We start from the raw sequence: 18,393 nt of genomic DNA, 5'->3' as shown, positions 1-18,393 counted from the left end.
AACGCTCCCTAAAAAAACCGGCAACTGCCGGTTTTTTTATACCTATAATGGCTCAAACACTAGGCTTTGATTTTGCCATAATCGACCATTTGATAGCCTTTGGTCTTTTGAAAATCCTTATCAAGCAACATAACCGTGTCACCAGCTTTAAGGCTATGCTCTGCTTCAACATGCTCAGCTTTAAACTGCTCCCAATGCGCTGAAACGTAATGATGCAAACGCGTATCAAAATGATGCTTTTCAGCAAGCTGCTGACGTAACTTATCATCTATCACATCAACAATTTTTTTCTTCGTTATATTGAAGCTGGTATATGCCACTGGGGGCCAGCCATAAAGGCTTACTAGTACATTGAGGACTTCGTCTGTTTTTTCAGATGGCCCATACAGATTGAAGTGCGATTCTAAATTCTGGATTGCTTGCTGATACATCGCTTCATCACATGGCCCCGACATCGATGAAGCTCCAGCAATCATTCTTACTTGAGGGTTATCCACCATACGTAAAGCAAACTCGGTAAAATCATCATCTTTCTCAATAGCACCGGTTTGGTAAAGGTAATTAAATGTGGATAACTCTCTAGCAATGGGCTCACGCACAACGGTGAAATAATTGTATTGGCCGCCCAAAATAGAGTGCACACCAAACGGAAAATGCCCACTAATAAGGTCGGCATCTACAAAATAACGATCAGGACGATCTTGGACATTACTCCACGCACCTTGCCAACCCGGAATAATAGCAATTGGCGGGCGATAACCTTGAATTACCGCTCGCGAATACGCCGACTTTGCTTCTATCATCTCGGCTTCCAGTATAGCGATGACAGTGCTGCCTGCTGTTTTAGGAATATGAAGAAATATAGAAGGATTTTCACGTTTTTCAGGGGGAATACCTTTCAGCGTGCATCCAGGTAAAAAAACTAGCTTATCATCAGAGAACTGCAGTTCTGAATGGCGGCCCGCCAATGCCGTAATATTTAATTTATCGGCAATATAATTACGTAATTTCCATATCAACATGTTGACATCCATGATGGCTTATTTTGGTTATCGGGAGTTAGGGGCCATAGTACAGCTTATTAAATGAAGTCACTATGAACCGTAGCAATACATTATGCCTTGTCACCCAGCCAAGCTAACAAATTGCGTGCGCAACGCAAAAATTCTATTAGCTTTATGATTGAATCAAACTGACTCGTATACCAGAATACATGAATAAATACAGAGCAGAGGTTTTTATGGACTTAGGTTTAACCGGTAAAAAAGCACTTATTTTTGGCGCCAGCACTGGCTTAGGCCGCGCCATAGCCATTGAGCTTGCGATGGAAGGTGCGCAGGTTACTCTATGCAGCCGCAGCGAAGACAAACTTGCGTCATTAGCTGAATCCTTAAGTGAATTAGGTTGTAGCGCTAACTATTTAATAGTCGATTTATCCTCCAAAGAAGATAGAGAAAAGCTAGTAGCTAACTTAAAAAGCGCTCAAGATGGGTATGATATTCTCATCAACAACGGTGGAGGGCCTCCACCCTCAACCACCAGCGAAACAACTACTGAGCAATGGATCTCCTCTTTCAATACCATGCTATTGTCGACCTTTGAAATTACCCAAGCGGTATTACCTCATATGCGTAAAAATCAGTGGGGTCGTATTATCAACGTGGTATCGAACGGTGTTATCCAACCTATACCCAACTTAAGTATTTCTAATACATTACGCGCAAGCGTAATTGGTTGGGCGAAAACACTATCCAATGAAGAAGCAGCCAACGGTATAACCGTCAATTCTATTCTGCCTGGGCGTATTGATACTGACCGGCTCAAAGTATTAGACGCTAACAAAGCAGCCCGCACAGGAGCCTCTGTGGAGGCAGTAACGCAGGCATCACTTAAAACCATTCCTGCAGGCCGCTACGGCAAGCCTGATGAATTTGCTGCTGCCGCCGTATTCCTTGCCAGTGACCGGGCCGGCTATATTACGGGCAGCATGATGCGTGTAGATGGCGGCTTAATTAAGAGCGTCTAATTCAAATCAAGTGTAAAGCTCTCTTCGGGTTGGCTGGGTGGTTCCCACTCAACCCGGTTTCGGCCATTTTTCTTAGCACGGTACAGCAATTTATCCGCCTTGCTAAGCAAGTGATCCTCATTCAAATCTGCACAGGGGATTACGCTTACAACCCCAATACTCACTGTCATCATGATTTCGGCGCCCGCATAAAAAATCTTAGCTTCGCGAAAACGTCCCACAATTAGCTCAGCGATACATACGGCTCCATCCAATGCCGTATTAGGTAACAAAACCACAAACTCCTCTCCGCCATATCGTGCAACTGTATCTTGTGGTCGCCGGACACAACTTAAAATATGTTTAGCGGCCTCGATCAAACAGGCATCTCCAAACTGATGTCCATAGGTATCGTTGATATGTTTAAAATGATCTATATCTAATAAGAGTAACGAGATGGGTTCTTTTTCTCGATGGCATTGCCTAAAAGCAAGCCTATATAACTCATCAAAATAACGTCTATTTCCCAGTTTAGTTAATGGATCTGTGGTGCTGAGTAACTTAAGTTTTTCATTCACCTGCTCCAGCTCATAAGTTCGAGCTTGTACTAAATGATCTAAATCCTCATTCGCTTTTTGCTTAGCATCTAATAACGCTTTATGAACCAACGCAAGCTCGGCTCTGTTCATATTAATACGTTGGGACAGAGCAAAGGCGTGCAACATGGCCATAAAACTAACACCAATAGACAAGGCATTCTCAGTGAGAAAATTACTAGGTAGCGCGCCCACTTTGACAAAAACAGTCACCCCTAAACCAATAGATGCAAAAAAAACTGACATCAGCATGTATTTAGCGGGAGGGTAACCATCAAAAAAACGAACGATATACACAACAAAATTAATGACGATTGAGCAAAGAACAGCCGCTAGCAACAGTTTTAAAGCAAACACGTAAGGCAGAAAAGACGCGATACAAGCTATTAATAAACCCGCAAAGCCAAAACACCTCATCGTAAAGCCTAAGGTTGGTCTTGAGGTTTTAACAGCCAGTACTTCAAATGCAAACATGCAAGGGAAGTAAATACTTAAGCCCATACAGATAATTAAGAAAGTATCGGAAACATGTGGGCTCATAGGCCAAAAAAAGACTCCGGGTATGCCATTCAAACAGGCATAGACCCCCAATAAGCTTAAGTAGAACAGGGAGTAGTTAAGGTACGCTCTTTCTTTAATCGATATAAATAAAAAGAAGTGATAGACACTAATGGTCAATAGCAGCCCGAAAAAAAGGCCATACAGCAAGCTACTTAAATGATCAGACTCGACAAACGATTGACTATCCCAAATAGCTAAGGGGATTTGCACAGCCCCTTTAGATTGAACACGAACATACAATTCGATCTGTTCTTTAGGGTTTACATAAAAAGGAATTAGGTGCTGAGTGTGACGGACAGGTCGTTGACCAACTGGAATCGTATCCCCTGTAAAAAGAGACTCGACACCCGTTTCGCTAACAAAGTAAACCTGTATATCATCTAAAAAAGGGTTATCAACCTGAAGGTAGAGTAGTCGATGCTTATCTAATGGGTTAACTACCTTTGTTTTTATCCAAAACGCGGATGCAGTGAACCCAAAACTCAAGCCCTTGCTTCCTGGGACCTTCCAAAGATCCTCTTGCAACATCTCGTCATAAGTTCGTTGAGCGGCTTTATCTTCAAAATACTGGCCGCCAATGCCAAGCTGCTGATGCTTAAATCCTTCATCCAACACCACGTCCGCAAACGCGGGAAATGCTGCACTCAAAACCAAGCAAAGTGTGATAAAAACATGACCCCATTTATTCATATAGTTAGGGAATCTCTACTGACTTTCTAAAAAAAGTGATTATTAATTGGAACGTTACAGTTAGTGTAGACCCCGATGCCGGTTTTTGCTTATGCCCTTCCCCACATAGATAAAACAAGTCTTAATGAGTGACGACCGTGAATATTCGGATCTATTAGCAATACTTCAGGAAACACTAGACTCCAAACACGCAACATTAGCGTTACTTTTTTATGCTATAAAAACCTATACCCAAGGCATTCAAAGCAACGCAAAAACGCTCTGGAATATCTTTTACACTATTCCAGAGACTTAACTTATTTCCTTAAAAAATGGGATAGCTCTACGCCACTGTAAGTAGGTTAGCTAGCATTTAGCCTTCTATTTGGTCTAACCAACACAGCTTTCATTTGAAATCCCTATACGGTCAGTTTACTGTCATAATCTGTAGGCATACTTTTGGTACAACAACGGATTGCGTGCAATCCACAGAAAGGATTTATAGTCAGATGAGCATTATTCATTTAGTGGGTGGCGAAAAAGGCGGCGTGGGTAAATCGGTCGTTTCACGCTTGTTGTCACAATATTTTTTAGATCAATCTCTCCCTTTTACGGCATTGGATGCTGATCAGTCTCACAGCACGCTTACGCGCTCTTACAGTGACTACACAAATGCGGTAAATCTTGATCAGTTCGAAAGTGCTGATCAGATCATGGAAAAAGCTATCGAAAACGACCAACAAGTTTTGATCGACCTACCCGCTCAAAGCGAACGCTTCCTTGAGCGCTGGATGGAAGAAAATGGCGTACTAGAAATGTGCGACGAAACGGGCGTAACCCTCGTTTTCTGGTACGTTGTTGATGATGGGCGTGATTCAACGTTACTTTTAGACCAGTTCCTAACTAAATACCAAAACCGCATGACATGTATTGTGGTTAAAAACCAAGGTAGAGGTTCAGACTTCAGCCACCTCGACCAATTAGCAGGGGCTAGTTACGACAACGTAATGATGATCGACTTGCCAGCACTGCACTCGCCAACCATGCGTAAAATAGACAAACAGAGTTTTAGTTTTTGGGCCGCTGCCCACGTAAAAGAGGGTGAGGGACACCTCGGTATGATGGAGCGCCAGCGTGTGCGTGTTTGGCAAAACAAAGCCTATTCAGCATTCAAGCATGTGTTTGATCAACTTCCCGACACCTATGTAGAGTAATTCCCTTATCGACAAAGCGGCTATGGATGCCGCTTTGTATTCCTCCTTGCTCTCCTATAGAATGACCACACTTTCTGCTCGCCATCTTATACCCCTAGGCTTAAAACCTTAGCCTGGCGATCGATTTATTTTGCTGCTCTCCCAGTTCCTACTGTGGTAATGGGCGGCTATGCCCTCCATGACAACACTGTGAGAACACACAACTATGAGTTTTGATTCCCTTGGACTTTCTGCACCTATATTACAAGCCGTTGCAGAACAAGGATATAACACGCCATCACCGATCCAAGCACAAGCGATACCGGCCGTTCTAAACGGTAAAGACGTGATGGCTGCAGCACAAACAGGGACAGGCAAAACGGCAGGCTTCACCCTGCCAGTTCTAGAGCTATTAAGCCGCGGCACCAAAGCGGCACCCAACCATATCCGTGCCTTAGTACTCACACCGACCCGCGAACTAGCCGCTCAAGTCGGTGAAAACGTTGCAAAATACGGAAAACACCTACCACTGAGGTCTCAAATCGTCTTCGGCGGTGTTGGCATCAATCCTCAAATGATGCAATTGCGTAAAGGCTGCGATATTTTAATCGCAACGCCTGGTCGCCTAATCGACTTGTACAATCAAAAAGCGGTTAAATTCAACCAGCTGGAGATATTGGTACTGGATGAAGCCGACCGCATGCTAGACATGGGTTTTATTCATGATATACGCCGTATCATGACCTTATTACCCAAACAGCGTCAAAACCTACTATTTTCAGCCACATTTTCTGAAGATATTCGCGCGCTGGCTAAAGGCATTATCAACGACCCTATCGAAATATCCGTCACACCACGTAATGCAACGGCGGCTTCTGTCGAGCAGTGCATACATCCAGTCGACAAACCCGACAAATCTCAATTACTTGCCCACTTAATTAAACAAAATCAGTGGTCTCAGGTACTCGTTTTTAGCCGAACTAAACATGGTGCAGATCGATTAGCACGTTTTCTTATTAAGAAAAGCATCCCTTCTGCAGCGATTCATGGCAACAAAAGCCAAGGCGCCCGAACACGTGCGTTATCAGATTTCAAAGATGGCCGAGTTCAGGTACTGGTCGCCACAGATATCGCTGCTCGCGGAATCGACATCGACCAATTGCCGCAAGTAGTCAACTTTGATTTGCCCAATGTATCCGAAGACTACGTACACCGCATTGGTCGCACAGGCCGCGCTGGTGCTGTTGGTAAAGCCGTATCGTTAGTCTCTGCCGAAGAGTTTAAGTTACTTTCTGATATTGAACGGCTGACGCAAAAGATTATCCCGCGTGAGATTATTAAAGGGTTTGAACCTGATGAAAGATTGCCTGAATCTCGTCTGCGCCCGCCGGCAGGTGTCAAAAAACCTAAGAAGCCAAAAGATCCTTCAAAAAACACATCGCCTCCCAATCAAGGGAACCGAGCGCAGGCCCAAAACGGCAACTCAAACAAACCGGGGGAAGGCGATAGGAAGCGTCGTTTTAGGAAACCACGCGCGAGTACGGCAGCTGCTAAATCGTAAGGCCTGACGTATTTCTGAGAACATCACGTGAACCACTTCCGTGGTTACCTCCGGTAACCACGGATTCTCCTTTTGTTGAATTCTTAAATAAGTGTATTTCCTCACTTCCTAAGCTCCCCGTCCTCTGAGATGATTCAATTCTTGTTCTTTTATAGGGCTTAGCTATAGTTACACTATATATGGCGCTTAACCCTTTAGCTCTATACATAAAGATCTAGTCTACCTATACAAAAGTATACGAGCAGAGAGAACAACTCAAAAAGCTGATCTTTACCTTCAATTAAACGACTGTGTATTTTCAGCATATTATAAAAAATTACAGCTATTAGGTTACGTAACGGAGTACTACGAATGGCCATCGGGATGAATGGGTCAAAAAATGTAGAAATTACTTTAGTCGGGATTGGGGCAAGCGCTGGTGGTTTAGAAGCACTAACACGGTTTATCCAAGGCCTGCCACGCGGTTTAAAGATGGGCTATTTAATTGCTCAACATCTCAGCCCTGCCCATAAAACAATGCTGGTAGAGTTACTCACCCGGGAGACAGAGCTTACCGTAACCGACGCAGTCCATGGACTCACGATACAAGCAGATACTATCTACATAACACCACCAAACAGAAATATCGAAATTAACGATAATTTTGAGATTATCTTAACAGATCGTGACCTAACCACGTTTGGCCCCAAGCCTTCAATAAATCACCTATTTAGCTCAATCGCCGAGTTTAAGAAAGAACATGCCATTGGAATTATTTTATCCGGCACAGGTACCGACGGGGCACAAGGTATAAGAGCGATTAACGCGGCAGGGGGCATTACTATGGTGCAAGATCCCCTAGATGCTAAGTATGACGGAATGCCCAAAGCCGCTATTGATAGCTGTAATGTAGATATGGTTTTAAAACCCTTAGAAATTGGTAAAGAGCTCCTTGCCTTACAAAATATGCCACGCGACAAGGTTTTACTCCGTTACTCAGCAGGCAACCAACCAAGTGAGCTAGATAGGATTTTTGAATTACTTTACCAACACCGGCGTGTTGACTTTGCTTCCTACAAAAAAAATACAATAAATCGTCGAATTGAACGCCGAATATTAGCAACTAAGTCTGCTTCCCTCACCGAATACTTAGCGCTACTCGAAAATAATGCCGAAGAAGTGTCTGCTTTATATAAGGACATCCTTATTGGAGTCACCCGTTTTTTTCGCGATACAGAGTCGTTTACTGGCTTGAAAAGAGCATTCGCGAACTATTTAGACCGTAACCCAGACTTAAAAGACGTGCGTATATGGATTCCTGGCTGCTCAACCGGAGAGGAAACTTACTCTATACTTATTTTATTAAAAGAACTGTTAGAAGAGCGCGAACAGTGGATTAATATTCAAATTTTCGCGACAGATATTGATGACGATGCGCTATCAAAAGCGCGTCGAGGAATTTACAGCAGTATTTCTTTAGAAGGCGTTCATAAAACGATTGTAAATAAATACTTTAAGTTTTCTGATAATCAGTTTGAAGCACGTAAAGTGTTACGGGAAAGTATTGTTTTCTCATTTCATAACTTATTATCAGATCCCCCATTTCGCAATTCAGATTTAGTCATTTGCCGTAATTTACTCATTTATTTTACTAACGAAGCTCAAGAATATGTTTTTCCGGTTTTACATTATGCGTTAAAACCAGGAGGGTTATTGTTCCTGGGTAATTCGGAAAACATTCCAGCCGGTGTAGAGCTATTTTCGACTATCGACAAATCAAGCAAAATTTTCAAAAAAGTCACCATAGCCAAATCAGCTTATGAACTCACTAAGCTAAAATCGACCAGGAATAGCCCTTCAAAACCTAAGCTGGAGCACGCTAACAAAAAAAACGCATTGAGTTCTCTGCAAGATATCATCATTAGTGAAGCCGCTAAGCTATTAATCCCGCATGTGGTTGTAACCAATGAAAATATGGATGTCATTTTCAAAAAAGGTGACATTGACTTTTTAACGCTTCCAGAAGGTTACGTCTCCTATAACTTATATAAAATGACATCCCCGAGCATCGCTGTCGAGGTTCGTAAAACCGTTCATCAAGCTCTTAAAACGGAACAAGTTAGTAGCAGCCGATATTTTTCATTTACAGGCTCTGCAAATGGGCCGCGCTTTATAAAAGCTCACGTTGTACCGTATTTACAGCACTCTCAGCCTATGTTTGTTATCTACTTTCAACAAGTCAACCTAAGCGAGTTTCCCTATATTGACTTAGAAAAGCTAGACTCCACCGCAACGCCGGACAACTTACTCCAGCTGGAACTCACCCATACACGAGAGCATTTACAAACACTGGTTGAAGAACTAGAAACAAGCAATGAAGAGTTACAATCACTCAATGAAGAACTTCAAAGCTCTAATGAAGAACTCCAATCGACCAACGAAGAGATGGAAACGAGTAATGAAGAGCTACAAGCCACAAACGAAGAACTTCAGGCTGCCTATGCTGAACTTAAAGACATGTTCGATAATAAAGCAAAGATGGAGCAGCAATTAAATCATTTGAATCAGCGTTACGAGTCCCTGCTGGATAACGTTAATGATGCCATCGTACTCACTGACATTGACGGTAATATATTGAAAACCAATGCCAGTATGGTAGCGATCGCTCAGCTCCCACAAAGCACCCTACTCAAAAAAAACTGGCGCGATATCATCTGTAAACTCCCACCAAGTAAAAATGAGAACCACTTAGACCAGCTACTGGCCAATAAAAAATACGGCCCTTACCAAGCGGTTATTCATGTTAATAATAACGAGAAGAGGATTCTCAAGATCACCGATTATCTTTCTTCGGGGCAAGACAGTGATATGAAAATATGGAGCTTTGCCCAAGATGTCACCGAATCTTGCAAAGTACTCGCCGAGCTGCAATTAAGTAATCAAAAATATCAAACGACGTTTGAGCAGGCTAACATAGGTATTGCTCACGTAGGCTTGCAGGGTGAATGGCTAAGCGTTAACAGTAAATTATGCGAAATGCTGGGGTATTCACTCGACGAGTTTATGACTCTTACCTTTCAAGAGATTACTCACACGGAAGATTTAGAAGCCGATTTAGAATTACTAAACCAGCTGCTAACCGGCGATATCACCCATTACTCAATGGAAAAGCGTTACTTAAGAAAAGACGGCCAAATTATATGGATTCATTTATCAGTTGCCCTAGTCAGAGATGATGAGAATAAACCGCTATTCTTTATCTCCGTTATCCAAAACATTGACCAATCAAAGCGTTATATTAGTGAGCTTGAACAAGCGAAAGTGGTGCTAGATAGCACACAAGAAGCGATTTTAATCACCGACCTCGATCTAAATATCATAAAATTAAACAGCGCGTTTGAAATAATGACAGGCTACAAAAAGGATGACGTAATAGGAAAAGGGATTAGTTTGCTGTTTTCCAAAGATATTAATGAGCGCCTCCTTGAAGAAATCTCAAATAAGCTACCCAGTCGAGGTCAATGGTCGGGGGAAGTGATTAGCAAACATCAATGTGATGAGCTATTCCCTGTTTATATGAATATCAACGCTGTTAAAAACAGCCGTGATGAAGTGATGCGTTATGTTGTCACAATGACCGACATTAGTGCGCTTAAAAATAGCCAAGAAGAGATTACTTATTTGGCTAACCATGATGTTCTCACTTCACTACCTAACCGCTCTTTATTAACCGATCGCTTAAATCATGCGATTGCCAATTCAAAACGCAATGGCCAGATTCTTGCCATTTTATTTATTGATTTGGATCGTTTTAAAATCATCAATGATAGCTCCGGTCACCAAGTTGGAGACAATGTACTTAAAGTTATTGCTAAGCGTTTAACCAATGCCTTACGCAAACAAGATACCATCGCACGAATTGGTGGAGACGAGTTTGTCGCACTATTGGAAGGTATCGATAGCCCATTAAGCGCAGGAAAAATTGCCCAAGGCCTCATCCAACAATTATCGCAACCTGTCGAGGTAGGCTCGCAGAGCTTTAAGATAGGCGGCAGTGTTGGTATTAGTATTTACCCTAACGACGGCATGACCAGCGATGACTTGCTGCGTCAAGCTGACATCGCGATGTACGACGCGAAAGAAAAAGGCGGGAGTAGATTTTGCTTTAGCTCACAAGATATTTCGAGCTCAGCATTAGAGCGCGCCACACTTGAAAATTCAATTCGCAAGGCACTTAAAGACAACGAGTTTGAAGTCTTCTACCAACCCATTATCGACCTACAAACGGGAGAGGTTGACTCTTTAGAGGCTCTCATTCGCTGGAATCAGCCTGAAATGGGACAAATAATGCCCAGCAAGTTTATTCCGATAGCCGAGCAGTCCGATTTAATTATCTCTATTTCAGAGTACGTTATACACACAGTAATCAAAGACTTATTAGAAATAGGTGATCGATACAAAGGTACGGTGTCGATCAACTTATCTGCAAAAGATTTTGAAAACGAAGGGTTTTATCGTTGGTTTGCAGGCATTGTGAACAACTATAACTTTCCAGTAGAACGCTTAAAATTTGAGCTAACTGAAGGCTTGATCGTCCCTGAAAACGATGACTTCCAGTACAAGTATAAGCGCTTTGACCGCCTTGGCGTTAAGCTAGTTATCGATGATTTTGGCACGGGTTATTCGAACTTGCTCTACCTTCGCAAGATGCCTTTCAACTCCTTAAAAGTCGATAAAGGCTTTATTGCTGACATAGGTAGCAGCAAATCATCTGAAGAAATCATAAAAGCCTCTATTGCCATGGCGAAAGCACTAAACCTGCTAGTGGTGGCCGAAGGTATAGAAACAGAGGAGCAATATATATTCCTCCAAGAGAACGGTTGCGACTACGGGCAAGGTTACCTTTTGGCCATACCCCTTCCTATCGAAGCCTGTTTAGAAAAGATGAATAAGAATTAACTAATAATGTGTAAATCTAATTTCTATACTATTGTTTAAATAAATGCGCGTTTGAATACTACTTTATAACAATGGATTTAGTGGCTAATGATGGACAAACATGAATTAAATCAGCCTGCCCCCCCAACATTAGCCAATATCACTGATAAGTTTCATTGGTATCATTGGTTAGTACTACTTGCTTCTTTTTTACTAACATTAGCCGCTTGGTTTGTTAGTTCTGAACAAAGCCACCAAAAAATGGAGCAGCAATACAAGTTCCAAGCCTCGCACTTAATCGAATTGGTCGAGGAGCGCATGAATCGCTATGAAGATACACTGCGGGGGAGCGTTGCAGCTTTAAAGTTTTCTGATGGAGAAATCAACGCCAAACAATGGAAATCCTACAGCGAGCAATTATCCCTCGCCTCTAAATACCCAGGTATTAACGGCATAGGCGTCATCTATTATGTAAAACCTGAGGGCCTGAGTTCATTCATAACTCGACAGCAAAGAGACCAAACAGACTTCCGGGTGCACCCGCCGCACAACAAGCAAGAATTTTGGCCCATCACCTTTATTGAACCACTTGAGTCAAATCGCAAGGCGCTTGGTTTGGATATGGCCCACGAAACCAACCGTTTAACCGCAGCTAAAAAAGCAAGGGACAGCGGCTTAGCTCAAATCACCGCTCCAATTGTTCTTGTACAAGATTCTAAAAAAACACCCGGTTTTTTATTCTATGCTCCCTTCTATAAAACCGAGAACATACCCGACACGTTAGATGAACGCCGTGCCAATTTTATTGGCAACGTCTATGCACCCTTCATTATGAAAAATCTAATGGACGGTACACTTGAAAATGAGAACAGGCTACTCAACTTTTCTATACGTGATGGAAACTACTTACTTTACGATGAGCTGTCGGCTGACTCCACAGACTTTGATCCAGACCCTATTTTTTCAGAGCAACACAAGATCAACCTGTATGGCCGAACGTGGGATTTTAAAATACAAACGTCGCTCCTTTTTCGTTCGCAACACAACAATAATCAGCCTATTATTATTTTACTAGCCGGTATTGCCATAGAGATAATGCTGTTCTCTTTATTTCTTATTTTAGTTAATGCCAATCATCGTGCTGTATCCTATGCAAAAACAGTCTCTAAAGACCTTATTCAAAAGCAAGAAGAGTTAACTGGCGCTTATACCCGCATGAGTAGAGCATTTGACACAATGCTCGATGGCTTAGTTATTGTATCCAACACAGGCATTATTTTAGAGGTCAACAATGCCACTCTTATGCTATTCCACTACCACAGAGATGAGCTAGTTGGACAAAACATACATTGTTTATTACCGACCTCTTCAAACGATGAATCTGAAAACGCAAATCCACTGCTGACAGTCGGTGAACAACGGATTATGGGTAAAAGGAAGAATAATTCTCAGCTGCCCATCCACATACAAATCAGTGAAGACCTGGAAAATAACCAACCTATTTTTATAGGTATTATTCATGACCTCACGGACAAGCATCAAGACGAACAACGATTAGCCGAACAGGAAGCATTGCTAACAACAGCGATACACTCCTCGTTATCCGGCTTTGCCCTATGTGATGTCGCATGCAATTTCACGGAAATCAACGCAGGTTTAGCTGAATGGCTTGGCTACAGTACGGAAGAATTAATAGGCCAACCTGTCAGCACCATTATTGCAGACCACGAAAAAGTACAAACCCAACACGGCCTTGATATGCTAATCAAAGGCGACATTGAATCTATACGTCGAGAGAAACAATACAAAAGAGTCGATGGCTCACTGGTATGGGGGCTTTTATCGTCATCATCTATACGTAACTCGGCAGGCCAAGTAACCTCTATATTTGCTCAGATTCTTGATATTGATCGAGCGAAGCGGTTATCTCTGCAACTAGAAACACGTAATGCAGAACTGGTCAGGAGTAACGCAGAGCTTGACCAATTTGCTTATGTCGCCTCTCATGACTTGAAAGCGCCACTCAATGCCATTAATAAGCTGGCCGGCTGGATAGAAGAAGACTGTGAAGGTATTTTACCCGAAAGTGCTCAGCAGCACTTTGAGTTGCTCAAAAACCGTAGCAAGCGCATGGGGAAACTCCTTGACGACCTCCTACTCTTTTCGCGCGTGGGCCGTGTAAACTATCAAGTAGAAAGTGTTGGTTTACGCCCATTGGTACTCGACATCGTTGGGCTGATGGATATACCAAGCACCTTTAACGTGACGGTGGCTGATATAACGCTCAACGTCGCCAAAACGCCTTTTGAACAGGTCATACGAAACCTGATAGGCAATGCAGTTAAACACCACCCCAATGATGCAGGTAATATTGCCGTCTTGGCGGAAAAAACAGTCAATGGTTTTACCTTAAAAGTAGCTGATGATGGTACGGGAATCCCACCTAACCTTCATGATAAAGCATTGGAAATGTTTCAAACCCTTCGACCTCGCGACGAGGTCGAAGGAAGTGGATTAGGCTTAGCTTTGTGTAATAAGATAGTGGAATATAATGGTGGATCTCTACATATTGAGTCTACAAATCCAGAATTCCTCGATAAACCTAATCAGCTGTCGGCCGATAACCTAGGGACGACAATAGTCATCTTTTTACCTATTAAGCAAAATATGACTGATTAGATGACACGGAGTCATGTATGGACGACATGAAAAAAGAAGCAACGCTCTTTCTTATTGAAGATGATGATGTAGACGCCCAAACCGTAGAGCGCGCATTCAAAAAACTACGCATTAGTAACCCAATCGTCAGAGCTCGAGATGGTGTAGAAGCGTTTGCTATGCTGGAGAGCGGCGAGGTCACTAAGCCGTTTGTCATATTACTCGATTTACAAATGCCAAGAATGAACGGCTTAGAGTTTTTGGAAGCCGTGCGTGCATCATCTCGCTTTAGGGACAGTGTCATTTTTATATTGACGACTTCTAAATCAGAAGAAGAAAGAACAAAAGCCTATCAGAATTTAATTGCAGGGTACTTCTTAAAAGATGAATCAGGTGAAGGCAGCATGGATGTTTCTGCTCTTCTTAACGGTTACTGGAAAATTTCTTTTTTACCGACGTAAGTAACGTTGTAAAGCAGAGGCAAGCTTAATGCGCGTTTTGATTGTAGATGATGATATTGTAGATAGAGAGAGCGTTAAGCGCTCACTGTTTAAATCATCATTTGACTGTACAATTTCTGAAGCCTTAAACGTAGACTCTGCCCTAGCTGCATGCGAGCAGAATACGTATGACATTATTTTGTTGGATTACCAATTGCCACAACGCAATGGTATCGAGTTGCTTCTAGAACTAAGACAAGCACCTAAGATACGTTACGAAACCATTGTAATGATGAGCAACTCCGAAGATGAAGCGGTCGCTCTACAATGCATTCAAGCAGGCGCTCAAGACTTCTTGCTTAAAAACGAAATCACCGCCACCAAGCTGCGCCGTACAATCATACAAGCCCAAAAGCGCTTTGAACTAGAGCGCGAACTAAAAGATAGTTTTGATCGTGTAAAGCGCCTAGCTGAAAGGGACGCTCTCACGAACCTTGCTAACCGTCATCTCTTCGATGAAACATTCAAAGTAGCCGTCTCAAATAATCATCGTAATCAAGCCTGTTTAGCCCTGATTTTATTTGACCTAGATAACTTTAAGTTAATTAATGATAGCTTTGGCCACGGCGCTGGCGATGGTTTACTTATAAAAGTGTGCAAACGCATCTCGGCGGTTTTGCGTGGAAGCGAGCTTTTTGCTCGCTTAGGTGGTGACGAGTTCATTATTTTACTCACCAACTTAAACTCGCCTTACGATGTAGCTCGAATCGCACAACGTATACAAATTGCCATGCAAGCGCCGTTTGAGATAGATGGTAAAGAATTTAATGTATCTATTAGTATCGGTATTTCTATCGATAACGCTCAGACTAACCACTCCTCAGAAGAGTTATTAAAATACGCCGACATAGCGATGTACCGATCAAAGCAAAGCGGCCGAGGGCAAATCAGTTTTTTCGAAGAAACCATGCAACATGAGACGCAACGCAGGCTCGCTCTTGAGAACGGTATCCCAAAAGCCTTAAAAGACAACGAGTTCTTCTTAGTCTATCAACCGGTTTTTTCAGTCGATAATTCCCAGCTATGTGGCTTTGAAGCACTCATTCGCTGGCAGTCTCCAGCGGGGCTAATTCCGCCAGATGAATTCATCCCTATTGCAGAGCAATCTTTCCAAATTGTTGAGATTGGTCGTTGGGTAGCCGAGCAAGCCATACAACAAATAAGCGCTTGGAATAAACTACGTTCAAAAAACAACCTACTCAGCATAGCGATTAATTTATCGCCTACGCAATTAAATGATCTGGAATTTCCAGCTATTGTTAAGCGCATTTGCAATGCCCATCAGTTGGCTCCCAGCCTAGTAGAGTTTGAATTAACGGAAACCGCTATCCTAGAAAGCAACTCCTCTACACTTGCCGTGCTAGACCAGTTGGTTGAATTGGGGTGCACCCTCGCTTTGGATGACTTTGGTACTGGCTATTCGTCAATATCTCATTTAAACAGCATACCGCTTACGACGGTTAAATTAGATAAATCGTTAATGCCGTTGAATGAGAAAAGAAATAAAACCGATGCACTGGTAACGGGGTTGGTGCAAATGTTAAAAATTTTGGAGTTGGATATCGTCGCAGAAGGTGTTGAGACTGAACAACATAAGACGTTATGCCAAAACTTAAATGTAACTCGTCAGCAAGGTTATTATTTCGATCCAGGCTTAACGGCTCATGCCGTTACCGAGCGCTATCTTAAATAAGCTGAGCAAACACCTTATCGTTACCTTTCTCATAAGCTGCCCTCAGCCATTCGACTCCAGAATAGCTGATTGCATATTTCGCTTTAACTATAATGAAAACTTAGCCACCATACTCTGCAAACGTTGGGCAATTAAACGTATATCGTCGCTGGCAACCACTGTCTCATTCGTATGTTGAATTCCTTTTTCGGTAACATCACGCACATTACTCACATTTTGACTAACACTATCCGCTACCCTGCTTTGCTCCGATACCGCTGAGGCTATTTGTGTATTCATCTCATTAATGGTTTGCACAGCTTGGGTAATCGCTTCCAACGCGTCCCTTGCATTAGCGGCTTTATCAACGCTTTTTTGTGCTTGTTCCTTACCTTGTCGCATGGCGATCGCAGCGCTGTTAGTTCCTTTTTGTAAGCCTTCGATCAAGTTCTGAATTTGCTCGGTCGATTGTTGAGTTCTTTGTGCTAACACTCTAACTTCATCAGCTACAACAGCAAAACCACGCCCCTGCTCCCCTGCCCTTGCAGCCTCTATGGCCGCATTCAGTGCCAGTAAATTAGTTTGCTCTGCAATACTGCGAATAACATCCAAGATTCCGCCAATATTGACACTCTGCTTTTCTAAGTCGCTGATACGTTCCTGGGTTTGCGTGACACTCGAAGCAAGCGCTCTAATACTCGCCTGTGTATCTTCTACAATATTACGCCCAGTAGTCGCATCATTATTAGCGGTTGCGGCTGCCTGAGCGGCTTGTTGTGCACTATCCGATACATCTCTTACCGATACCGCCATTTGCTCCATTGCTACCATCACTTGATCAGTTTCACTTTGCTGGCTAACCACGCCCTGCTGAGACTGGTAAGTGGCATTTGCCATTCGTGTTGTGGCTTGACTCATTTCAGAGCTAGCGAGTGATATTTGGCTGATCATGGTTTTTAAACTATGTGCCGTATTTTGCAGGGCCGTTAGCAAGATACCGACTTCATCTTTACGCTGTCGTGTTTTCGGTATTGCCAAATTCCCGGCTGCAAGGTTATTCGCTATAGTGACAGCCGCTCCTATAGGCTTACTAATAGCTCTCGACATAGCGACGGCAAACACACTTCCTAAAATTAAAGCCGCTACAGTCACCCATAACATCACTCCGATTTTTTGTTCTACTTCAGCTTTTAGCCCAGCGCCTAACTGTGTTTGATCAGCTAAAACCGATTGTTTTATCCCCAAAAGGTGACTAATCATTTGCTGCTCGGCAGCTTCTAGCGCCGCGGTGTCTGACGCCAATGCTTCGGTCATTTGGAATAGGCTGTTTAAATGCTCAATATAAGCTTTGCTTTCAGATTGATAGTTACTGTATTTAACACGGATGTCAGCAGTTGATATATTGCTGCCCAACTCTATAGCTAGTTCGTCTACATCATTTTCTATCGACATTAGCGCTCGATTATAGTCTCCAGACAAACCGCTGTTTAAATACTGGCTCGTATATAAACGGGTTGCCATTAGAGCCTGCTGAACTTGTGCCGCATCAAACATCACCATAGAGCTATTATCATCTCTGGCTCGCTCAATGATTTCACTCATACTAAGACTCATTTCTTCTCCACGCACCAGTAGCTTGGAAGAGACCAACTCATCACTTGCAGTAATACGATCAATTAAGCGCTGAACTACGTCTTGATAGATTTGCATGGCAGCTAAAGCTTGCTGAATGAGGATTTGTCGGTCTGGGTTTTGGGTTATCTTCTGAGCATGGTCGAGTTGAGATGCCAGTTGTGCCGTTGTCTGAGTGTACTGATCCAGCTCGTGTTCGCTATGCGTTATAAGATACGCTTGAAAATCAGATCGCGCACGCAGCATCGTTACTTGAATATCACCGGCAAGCACGGTGATATTTGTCATACGGCTGTATGTCTCTACACCTTTCTCCGCTTTATTGAGCGAACCTATCCCAAAAAAAGAGGCTATGGCCATGAGAATCATAACAACACCAAAACCCAGCCCTATTTTCCAACCTAAGCGAAGATTGCCTAACATCATATG

Annotated in this window: 10 protein-coding genes; 7 read left to right on the top strand and 3 right to left on the bottom strand. The window is 42.8% G+C overall.

Features of this window, described 5'->3' with window-relative positions; translation table 11 throughout:
* Positions 1–59: 59 nt before the first annotated feature.
* A complete protein-coding gene (locus OW491_RS01345) occupies positions 60–1,022 on the bottom strand; it encodes a sulfotransferase family 2 domain-containing protein (protein WP_075173822.1) in 963 nt (320 codons plus the stop codon).
* Positions 1,023–1,240: 218 nt separating this feature from the next.
* Between OW491_RS01345 and OW491_RS01340 the strand changes: the two genes are divergently transcribed.
* Positions 1,241–2,026, top strand: coding sequence for an SDR family oxidoreductase (locus OW491_RS01340; RefSeq protein ID WP_290034432.1), 786 nt, complete (start codon positions 1,241–1,243; stop codon positions 2,024–2,026).
* Here the strand turns inward: OW491_RS01340 and OW491_RS01335 are convergent.
* The gene (locus OW491_RS01335; protein WP_290034431.1) at positions 2,023–3,852 is read right to left on the bottom strand and encodes a diguanylate cyclase; all 1,830 of its coding nucleotides are present in this window, start codon (positions 3,850–3,852) and stop codon (positions 2,023–2,025) included. The genes OW491_RS01340 and OW491_RS01335 overlap by 4 nt on opposite strands.
* Positions 3,853–4,340: 488 nt before the next feature.
* On the opposite strand from OW491_RS01335, the gene OW491_RS01330 reads away from it, so the two are divergent.
* The 6 genes from OW491_RS01330 (at position 4,341) to OW491_RS01305 (ending at position 16,353) form a co-directional block, all read left to right on the top strand.
* Complete coding sequence (locus tag OW491_RS01330) at positions 4,341–5,045, top strand: mobilization protein MobD (RefSeq protein ID WP_075173819.1); 705 nt, start codon at positions 4,341–4,343, stop codon at positions 5,043–5,045.
* A 205-nt stretch (positions 5,046–5,250) separates the two neighbouring features.
* Entirely contained in the window at positions 5,251–6,585 is a 1,335-nt protein-coding gene (locus OW491_RS01325; protein WP_290034430.1) for a DEAD/DEAH box helicase, read from the top strand.
* A 351-nt stretch (positions 6,586–6,936) separates the two neighbouring features.
* Positions 6,937–11,523, top strand: a complete 4,587-nt coding sequence (locus OW491_RS01320) for an EAL domain-containing protein (RefSeq protein ID WP_290034429.1) — start codon at positions 6,937–6,939, stop codon at positions 11,521–11,523.
* An 87-nt stretch (positions 11,524–11,610) separates the two neighbouring features.
* A complete protein-coding gene (locus OW491_RS01315) occupies positions 11,611–14,181 on the top strand; it encodes a CHASE domain-containing protein (RefSeq protein ID WP_290034428.1) in 2,571 nt (856 codons plus the stop codon).
* A 17-nt stretch (positions 14,182–14,198) separates the two neighbouring features.
* The gene (locus OW491_RS01310) at positions 14,199–14,621 is read left to right on the top strand and encodes a response regulator (RefSeq protein WP_139303217.1); all 423 of its coding nucleotides are present in this window, start codon (positions 14,199–14,201) and stop codon (positions 14,619–14,621) included.
* Between the two features lie 28 nt (positions 14,622–14,649).
* Positions 14,650–16,353 carry a GGDEF domain-containing response regulator gene (locus OW491_RS01305; RefSeq protein ID WP_290034427.1) on the top strand — a complete coding sequence of 568 codons (1,704 nt, stop codon included), beginning with the start codon at positions 14,650–14,652 and terminating at the stop codon, positions 16,351–16,353.
* 87 nt (positions 16,354–16,440) lie between these two features.
* Here the strand turns inward: OW491_RS01305 and OW491_RS01300 are convergent, their stop codons facing one another.
* Positions 16,441–18,390 (bottom strand): methyl-accepting chemotaxis protein, encoded by a 1,950-nt coding sequence (locus tag OW491_RS01300; protein WP_290034426.1) that lies wholly within the window; start codon positions 18,388–18,390, stop codon positions 16,441–16,443.
* Positions 18,391–18,393 lie beyond the last annotated feature (3 nt).

Origin of the sequence: Neptunomonas sp. CHC150 (assembly GCF_030397555.1) — a bacterium.
Taxonomy (GTDB): domain Bacteria; phylum Pseudomonadota; class Gammaproteobacteria; order Pseudomonadales; family Balneatricaceae; genus Neptunomonas; species Neptunomonas phycophila.
The sequence above is the reverse complement of the archived record's forward strand: the minus strand, read 5'-3'. Positions and strand labels throughout refer to the sequence as shown.